We start from the raw sequence: 8360 nt of genomic DNA on the forward strand, positions 1-8360 counted from the left end.
GGGAACTGGGCGGCTCGACAGGTTCAGCCCGCTGCCCTCCTCCGCCAGTTCGGAAAGGTGTAGACAGAGGAAGCGATCGCACGCCGCAAGGGACTCCGTAAACGGTCGGTGGGTCTTAGGGAGGGTTGGAGCCGAGGGAGATTGCGCGGCCACGCCGTCGCCCGCTGGCCCCTGCCCCCCGCATATCTCGTGCCAGTGGTCTTCCGCATGGTCAAACCAGCGATCGCCATGCGCCTGACACTGCTCCACCTCATCAATGGCGACCAGGGTATTCTCCGGTAAATAATCCAGCAGCGACGCGGGCCGCTCAAACGCCAGCCCCAAAAACCGCCGCGCCCCCTCCAGCCGCCTGCTTTCCGCCAGCCGCTCTGCCTCTTCCGGGGATAGGTACGGCTTGAGAAGCTCCAAACTTTCTGCCAAATCGCCCTGACCGCTGGCCCCCAATCCCAACAACACCATCGGCGCAAAATCCGTTGCCGTCAGCACCAACTGGGGCACATTGTCGAGCGATCGCTGGCTGGCAGGGTCAAACTCGCGGATCTTCTCTAGCTCATCGCCAAATAGCTCCAGGCGCACGGGCAACTCCGCCGCCACCGGAAACACGTCGATAATGTCCCCCCGCTGGCTCCACTGCCCCTCGGTTTCCACCATCGCTACTTTTTCGTAGCCCAGCAGCGCCAGTTGGCGGCTGAGGGATTTCAGGTCAATTTCCAAGCCCTGGGTCAGCGTGATGCAAAACTGGCGAAACGTCTCCACGGGCGGCAGGTGCGGCTGGAGCGATCGCTCGGTGGACACAATCGCAAGCTGAGACGGCTGGGGCAACGACTCGACCCGCGCCAGATCTGCCAACACCTGCAACTGCCCCCAGGTCATTTCCGATTCGGGGTCAAAGGGTTCGTAGGGCGACGCTTCCGACGTGGGGTAAAAATGCACCGTGTTCCAGCCCATCGCCTCCAGTTGGGCCGTCCAGCGGCCGGCTTCCTCCAGCGTGGCGGCAATCACCAGCAGCGGGCGCTGGGCCACCTGGGCCAAGGTAGAGGCGACCAGTCCCTTGGGCAGGCGGGCGATGCCATTGAGAATGAGGCGGCGCTGCTGGTTCAGCTTGGTGAGCAGTTCGGCTGTGAGGGGCGATCGCCCCATGACGCGACAAATTGACGAAAACGCCATATCAGTTGGGGTTTCGGGAGGCGGTGATTGAGCAAAGGATTGAGCAAAGACTGTTGACCATTGTAAAGCGCTGCCAGAGATTCAGGATTTGGGAAACTGCTTCCGGAGAGATGGGTCAGGGCCCAAGATTCAGGAAATCGGTTCCAGAGGTCAGATGAAATCCGTCATCGGCCCCTGGCCGCTTGCGAGAAAATCTGCTGATCCTACAATTTCACCCTGGCCGAGGTGCTACCTTCATCTATAAGTTTGCGAGATGCGCTTGCGAATTTGGCTGGCGAAACCTGGCTGGCGAAACCTGGCTGGCAAAACCTGACTGGCAAAACTAAGCCTGCAAGCGCTTGCAAGCTTGCCTTGACTTCTAAACGCAATGTCTAAACGCAATGTGCAACGTTGCTGATTCCCCTCCCCCTTTTCTGGTATACCGAAGGCTTCAAGCTCTCTCCCAGAGCAGGAGAAGGACTTCAAGCCTCTCTTGCTCCCCTGCTCCTGGCTTGGGAAAAGGGGTTGGGGGAGGAGGGCAGCTTGGAAGTTGCACATCGCGTCTTCGTAGCTTCCAAACATAACTTCCAAAAACGCTGTCTATCCCCTTTTGCCGGACGCTGGTCGCTGCCGGATACTGCCACCAATGCCTTCCGTTGCTGTTGAAGTTTTAATCGTGCTGCTGCTGATTTTGGCAAATGGCATCTTTGCGATGTCGGAGATGGCTATTGTGTCTGCCCGCAAAATCCGTCTTCAGGAGATGGCCGAACGAGGCGACAAAAAAGCCCAGGCAGCGATAGAACTGGCGACTTCTCCCAATCGGTTTCTCTCAACGGTGCAGGTTGGCATTACGCTCATCGGCATTCTGGCGGGCGCGTTTGGCGGGGCGACGATTGCAAATACGCTAGCAGGGGCGCTCGCCCAGGTGGCCGCGCTTGAACCCTACAGCAGGGCGATCGCCCTCAGCGTCGTCGTCCTAACGATCACCTACCTCTCGCTGATTATTGGCGAACTGGTGCCCAAGCGCATCGCCCTCAGCAGCCCCGAAAAAATCGCTAGGGCAGTCTCTCGCCCCATGCGCTGTCTCTCGTCTCTGGCCTATCCGCTGGTGCATTTGTTGAGCGCTTCCACCGAAGGCATCCTGAAGCTAGTGGGTGTGAATCAGTCTTCTAATGAACCCCTGGTGACGGAAGAAGAAATTAAGGTGATGGTGCGCCAGGGCGCAGAGGCCGGCATGTTTGATGCAGCCGAGCAAGACATGGTGGAGCGAGTGTTTCACCTGGGCGACCAGCGCGTTAGCGGCCTGATGACTCCGCGCCTAGAAATTGTCTGGCTAGACCTCAATGACCCCGAACACATTAACCGCCAAAAAATCATTGAAAATGGACATAGCCGCTATTTGGTTTGTCAGGAAACGCTAGACAACGTGCTGGGCGTGGCTCACGTCACCGATCTCCTCTCCCGCAGCCTGTCCAACCAGCCCTTTGACCTGGCGGGCAACCTGCGGCAACCGCTCTTTGTGCCCGAATCCAGCCCCGCGCTAAAGGTGCTGGAGTTGTTCAAACAGTCCAGCACCCACCTGGCTATCATTGTGGACGAATACGGCGTGGTGCAGGGCATTGTCACGCTGAATGACGTGATGGAAGTCATCATTGGCGATGTGCCGATGGCAGACCACGGGTTTGAAGCCGCCATCGTGCAGCGCGAGGACGGCTCCTGGCTGCTAGACGGCATGTTGCCCATCGACAGGCTCAAGGAACTGTTCGACCTTGACGAACTGCCGGATGAAGACCGAGGCAACTATCAAACGCTGGGAGGCTTTGTAATCATGCAGCTTGGCCGGATTCCCGCCGCCGCCGATTATTTCAACTGGCACAACCTGCGGTTTGAGGTGATGGATATGGACGGCAATCGGGTGGATAAGATCCTGGTGATGCCAGTGGTGCAGAGGGAAGAGGGCGGGCTGGGGGAATGAGTTGCGAATCGGGAAAATAGCGGGATGATGGAATCAGGCAATGCTGGGAGATGCCAATCCCCCTTCACCCTCGATACTTCGATATCCCAATCTTCCAACGCTTCCAATGCTCGAACTCTTCCTGGCGGAACTGCGCCGAAGCTGGATTCAACTGCTGCGATACTCCACCGAGGCGATCGCCGGAATCGTGATTACCACCGTCGTCTTCTATGGGCTGTTTCTGAGTGCGCGGTATATTGCCGGGCCAAACTTGCAATTTGGCGATCGCCTTGATGCTGTGGTGATTGGCTACGTACTGTGGACCCTAGCGCTGTTCATCATGAGCGACGTGGCGGGCAACTTGCAGCGCGAGGCACAGACGGGCACGCTAGAGCAGCTATTTCTATCGCCCTACAGCCCGCCCCGGCTTTTCCTAACGCGGGCGCTGGCCAGCCTGACGATTCAACTGACGCTGATTGCCTGCATTCTCGGCGTAATTTCCCTGCTCACAGGCACGCGACTGTCCTTTCCGCCTGCGGTGCTGCCTGCCTTTGCCACGGTGCTGCTAGGAGCCTACGGGCTGGCCTTTGCGATGGGGTCGCTGTCGCTGTTGCTCAAGCAGGTGCAGCAGCTTTTGGGAATCTTTCAGTTTGCGCTGCTGTTTTTGCTGGCGGTGCCGTCGGAAACTTGGTCAGGGCCAATGCGGCTGCTGGGGCTGCTGCTGCCGATGGCTCCGGGTGCGGGGCTGATGCGCGATGTGATGGCGCGGGGCGTGCCGCTCAAGGCCGACAACTTTGGGCTGGCGCTGCTGAATGGTGCGATTTACTTTGCGCTGGGGCTGATGCTGTTTCACCTGGCCGAGCGCGAAACCAAGCGGCGCGGTAAGCTGGCAGGCTACTAATAGAGTCTATAGACAGAAAAGAGTTGAGGAATATTGCGCTGATTTTCCCAAAATGGTAGGCTGTGAGCCTGTGAATCTGACTTCATTGATGATTAGCGCCTAAAAGCTCGAAATCCCTCCAATATGCTCCCTGAATTCATCGGCAACTTGGCGGATTTCACTCAGCCTTTTACGCAAACAGAACGAAAATCGTACGCAAACAGAACGCAAACAGAACGCAAATTGGATGAACTCCAGCGATTCGGATGATCGGGTGATTCGATAGCTCCGCCTCCAGCCTTAACTCCTTAACCCCCAATTTCTACCCCCTCATATGCCTGAAGGCCCCGAAATCCGCCGTGCTGCGGACGAAGTTGAACGTGCCATTACGCGCGAGCCTGTCCAAGATATTTTCTTTGCCTTTGAGCATCTGAAGCCCTACGAAGACAAACTGAGGGGCGATCGCATTCTAAACGTGCAAACCCGCGGCAAGGGAATGCTGATTCGCTTTGCCTGCCAGTTGAATATCTACAGCCACAATCAGCTTTACGGCATCTGGTACGTCCGCAAAGCCTACGATTTCCCACAAACGAAGCGTCAACTCCGCCTTGCAATTCACAATAGCCAAAAATCTGCCCTACTCTACAGCGCCTCGGATATCGAAGTGCTGCGAGAAGACGAGCTAATGCAGCATCCCTTCTGGAGCCAGGTCGGGCCCGACGTGCTAGATTCCGCCGTCAGCGTTGAACAAGTCGTTGCCCGATTGCTCGATCCCCGCTTTCACCGTCGCGGGCTGGTGTCGCTGCTGCTAGATCAGAAATTTCTCTGTGGTTTGGGCAACTATCTCCGCAGCGAGGTGCTGTTTGTGGCGGGTGTGCATCCTAGCCTGCGCCCGGTGGACTGCACCCCAGAGCAAATAACTGGACTGGCCGAGGCGGCGATCGCCCTTGCCCGCCAGTCCTACACCACAGGTGGCATCACCAATGACCTGGCCCGCGTCGCCCAACTCAAACAGCAAGGCCTCAGCCGGGGCCAGTATCGCTTTCATGTGTTCAACCGCGACGGACAGCCCTGCTGGGTTTGCCAAACGCCCATCGAGAAGGACACGCTAGGCGGACGACGGATTTACTACTGTCCGGTTTGTCAGAGCAAGGGCGTAAGTCCTGTCTTTGATTAAGTAGCGCTTAGATCGCGCTTTAAGCAGCGCTTTGAATAAAATGCCTGAACGCCCCCAAGAGACCTGACTGGCACGCCAAAATCGCCAATCCAAAATCGCCAATCCAAAATCGCTAGTATCCCAACTCGCTATCACGCTTCCTCAGACGTGCGACAATAGGCTACAATCTTTTGCCTTTTTCTTTTCCCTTTTTTGCTCCTGGAATCCCATTTGGCATGGCGCTTACCAATTTGCGATCGCTCCGATTTTTACGCACGACACAGCGGCCGAGTTTGTCGGTGCAAATGATGTGGGTGGGCGTGGCGATCGTGGCAGTGTTTGTGCTGGCGGCGCTGCTGGCTCCGCTGTTTCACACCTGGGGCTGGCTGCAAGACCCGCTGGAGGCGCTGGCGAACCCAATTCATGAACCACCGTCGGCGGCGCACTGGTTTGGCACCGATCGACAGGGCTACGACATTTTTGCTCGCACCCTCTATGGCGCACAGGCGGCGCTGAAAGTAGTGGTGCTGGCGACGGCGCTGAGCGTGCTGGTGGGCGTGCCATTGGGAATGCTGAGCGGCTATTTGGGCGGCTGGCTAGACCGAGTGCTGCTGTTTCTGATGGACACAATCTACACGCTGCCGGGGCTGCTGCTGTCGGTGACGCTGGCGTTTGTGGTGGGGCGGGGCGTGCTAAATGCGGCGATCGCCCTCAGCATTGCCTATGTGCCCCAGTATTACCGCGTCGTGCGAAACCACACCGTCAGCGTCAAAACCGAGCTATTCATAGAAGCGGCGCAGTCGATGGGTGCGTCCACCTGGCGCGTTTTGAGCAAGTACCTCTTTGCCAACGTCATCCAGAGCGTGCCCGTGCTGTTTACACTCAACGCCGCCGATGCCGCGCTGACGCTAGGAGGACTCGGCTTTTTGGGACTGGGCTTGCCCGACCAAACCCCTGAATGGGGCGCAGATCTCCGCCAAGCTCTGGATGCACTGCCAACGGGCATCTGGTGGCCCGCCCTCTTTCCCGGCCTCGCCCTAACGCTATTGGTCACGGGCCTCTCTCTGGTCGGCGAGGGGCTGAATGAGTTTATTAACCCACTGCTGCGGCGAGAAAACTGGAAGTAAAGTCCCTATGCCCTATGTAATCGGCATCGACCTCGGCGGCACGGCGATCAAGCTGGGTCGGTATGACGCTCAGGGAAAGTGTGCTGCATCCGTCACCGTGCCCACGCCACAACCGCCTCAGCCAGAGCAGGTGGTCGAGGCGATGGTGGCGGCGATCGCCCAGGTTGACCCCTCGAACGAGGCGATCGCCCTTGGGGTGGGCACGCCAGGCCCAGCAGACGCAGCGGGTCGGGTGGCGCGGGTGGCGATTAACCTCGGCTGGCAGGATGTGCCCCTGGCGGACTGGCTGGAGGCGAAGACAGGCAAACCGACGGTGCCAACTGTGCGGGGTTGGGCGAAAGCTGGCTGGGGGCAGGGCGCAACTTTCGCGACGTGATCTTGCTGACGCTGGGGACGGGCGTGGGCGGGGCGATCGTGCTGGATGGCAGGCTGTTTTCGGGGCGACAGGGCACGGGCGGCGAACTGGGGCTGATCACGCTCAACCCACAGGGGCCAGAGTGCAACAGCGGCAATCGCGGTTCCCTGGAGCAATATTGCTCGGTGCAGGCGATTCGACGGCGCACGGGGCTAGAGCCAGGAGAACTGGGCCGCAGAGCCAAGGCGGGAGATCGGGAGGCGATCGCCTTTTGGCAAGAATACGGACGCGACCTCGGCGCGGGCATCGCCAGCCTGGTGTATGTCCTCACGCCAGAAGCGGTGATTCTCAGCGGCGGCATCAGCGCCAGCTTCGAGTTTTTCTACCCGACGCTGTGGGAGGAACTGCAAACCCGCGTGCTGCCCAGTTCCCGCGAAGGACTGCGCGTGTTGCCCGCTGCCCTGGGCAATCAGGCCGGTGAGGTGGGTGCGGCCAAGCTGGCGTGGGAGTTGGTGAGGGCACAGGGGTTGCGAAGCGATGGCCTGGAGCAGGCTAGCGGGATGAAGTCGCCGACCTCCGGCTCCCTCCGCCAACTGGAACTGGCCTACTGGCTGGCTTCCGAACAGGCGCGGTTCCATGCCGGGTTTCTGGCGCGGGTGTCTCACGAATTGCGATCGCCCATTAACGGCGTAATCGGGCTACAACAGTTGATTCTCAACGACCTATGCGATAGCCCAGAGGAGGAGCGTGAGTTTGTGCGACAGGCCAATAGCGCAGCCCAAAAGATGCTGGGGCTGCTGGATCAGGCGATCGCCATTTCGCGCATTTCGCAAGACTTTCGCAAGCTGGAGCTACAGCCTGTACAGCTTGCAGGAACGTTTCTGACAGTGGGCGATCGCACCCAGCTTTTGGCCCGAAACCGCAATTTGCAGCTAGAAATCCTCCCGCCCAGCCCAGCGTATTACGTGCTAGCCGATCCGCAGTGGTTGCAGCAGGGGTTGGTGAGCTTGGTGAGCGGGGCGATCGCCACCATGCGCGACGGCTCGATTCGCCTAACGGCGGCAATTGACGCAGCCACCAAGCTAGCCCGGCTAATCCTGGAAGACACGCGCCCCGCCGAGGCCTGGCAGGAACCCCTCGACCAGTTAGCTGCTCTGTCGCAAAATCCCAAAATTACCCGCAGCAGTGGCTATGTGCCCGTGGCTCAGTTTTCGCCAGGGTCGAGTCTGCTGGCATTTCAATCCATCCTGGAGGCAATGGGCGGACGGCTGGAATTGCTGAATACGCCCACCGAAAATAGCCCCCTGTCGCGCTTGCAAATAACCCTGCCCCTGATTCAAGAAGAAGACTAATATCAATTCTCTAAATACCCGCTACACCAGAAGTGTTGAATTGAGACATAAAACTTTATATGCAATCCTATAACGCTCCTACGAGTGTCTCTGGCAGGAGATCATAGCTCCAATGAACAATGGAACAGCGGCGGCTCAATTTGAGTTGCAAGCAGCACAACTCATCTAGTAATTGATGACCATAAAACTCTGGAATTTCTATCAATTGAAGAATCAGCTTTATGTCCACTGGGAATGCTTATGCCCTGATGGTCAAATAAAGTGCGAATATGGTTCTGAATGCGATTGATGCGATTGACTAGAGTCTTACGGTACTTTACGCCTAAGCGATAGCGCTCTGGTTCTGTCAGCTTCCGGTTGGGTAAGCGATTCGCCCCCCAATTGCAGAGG

At 58.2% G+C, this 8360-nt stretch carries 5 protein-coding genes and 2 pseudogenes; 6 read left to right on the forward strand and 1 reads right to left on the reverse strand.

Features of this window, described 5'->3' with window-relative positions:
• Positions 1 to 1167, reverse strand: a pseudogene (locus IGS51_RS16240) (transcription-repair coupling factor); the annotation flags it as partial.
• Between the two features lie 625 nt (positions 1168 to 1792).
• Between IGS51_RS16240 and IGS51_RS16245 the strand changes: the two are divergent.
• From IGS51_RS16245 to IGS51_RS16270, 6 genes and pseudogenes are all read left to right on the forward strand, one after another.
• Complete coding sequence (locus IGS51_RS16245; RefSeq protein WP_297079813.1) at positions 1793 to 3121, forward strand: hemolysin family protein; 1329 nt, start codon at positions 1793 to 1795, stop codon at positions 3119 to 3121.
• 106 nt (positions 3122 to 3227) lie between these two features.
• The gene (locus IGS51_RS16250) at positions 3228 to 4001 is read left to right on the forward strand and encodes an ABC transporter permease (protein ID WP_297079815.1); all 774 of its coding nucleotides are present in this window, start codon (positions 3228 to 3230) and stop codon (positions 3999 to 4001) included.
• A 313-nt stretch (positions 4002 to 4314) separates the two neighbouring features.
• Complete coding sequence (nei, locus tag IGS51_RS16255) at positions 4315 to 5157, forward strand: endonuclease VIII (protein WP_297079818.1); 843 nt, start codon at positions 4315 to 4317, stop codon at positions 5155 to 5157.
• A 215-nt stretch (positions 5158 to 5372) separates the two neighbouring features.
• Positions 5373 to 6263: an ABC transporter permease gene (locus tag IGS51_RS16260; RefSeq protein ID WP_172358016.1), complete on the forward strand. Its 891-nt coding sequence runs from the start codon at positions 5373 to 5375 to the stop codon at positions 6261 to 6263.
• A 7-nt stretch (positions 6264 to 6270) separates the two neighbouring features.
• Positions 6271 to 7133 (forward strand): annotated as a pseudogene (locus IGS51_RS16265) (ROK family protein); the annotation flags it as partial.
• A gap of 45 nt (positions 7134 to 7178) precedes the next feature.
• Complete coding sequence (locus tag IGS51_RS16270) at positions 7179 to 7970, forward strand: sensor histidine kinase KdpD (RefSeq protein ID WP_297079821.1); 792 nt, start codon at positions 7179 to 7181, stop codon at positions 7968 to 7970.
• Positions 7971 to 8360: the final 390 nt, after the last annotated feature.

Source organism: Thermoleptolyngbya sp. M55_K2018_002, from assembly GCF_015295965.1.
GTDB classification, from domain to species: Bacteria; Cyanobacteriota; Cyanobacteriia; order Elainellales; family Elainellaceae; genus Thermoleptolyngbya; species Thermoleptolyngbya sichuanensis.

Excerpts from the sequence above, each read along its gene's own strand:
- IGS51_RS16270 (WP_297079821.1), top strand. The coding sequence starts at position 7,179 with ATGAAGTCGCCGACCTCCGGCTCCCTCCGCCAACTGGAACTGGCCTAC.
- nei (WP_297079818.1), top strand. The coding sequence starts at position 4,315 with ATGCCTGAAGGCCCCGAAATCCGCCGTGCTGCGGACGAAGTTGAACGT.
- IGS51_RS16245 (WP_297079813.1), top strand. The coding sequence starts at position 1,793 with ATGCCTTCCGTTGCTGTTGAAGTTTTAATCGTGCTGCTGCTGATTTTG.
- IGS51_RS16260 (WP_172358016.1), top strand. The coding sequence starts at position 5,373 with ATGGCGCTTACCAATTTGCGATCGCTCCGATTTTTACGCACGACACAG.
- IGS51_RS16250 (WP_297079815.1), top strand. The coding sequence starts at position 3,228 with ATGCTCGAACTCTTCCTGGCGGAACTGCGCCGAAGCTGGATTCAACTG.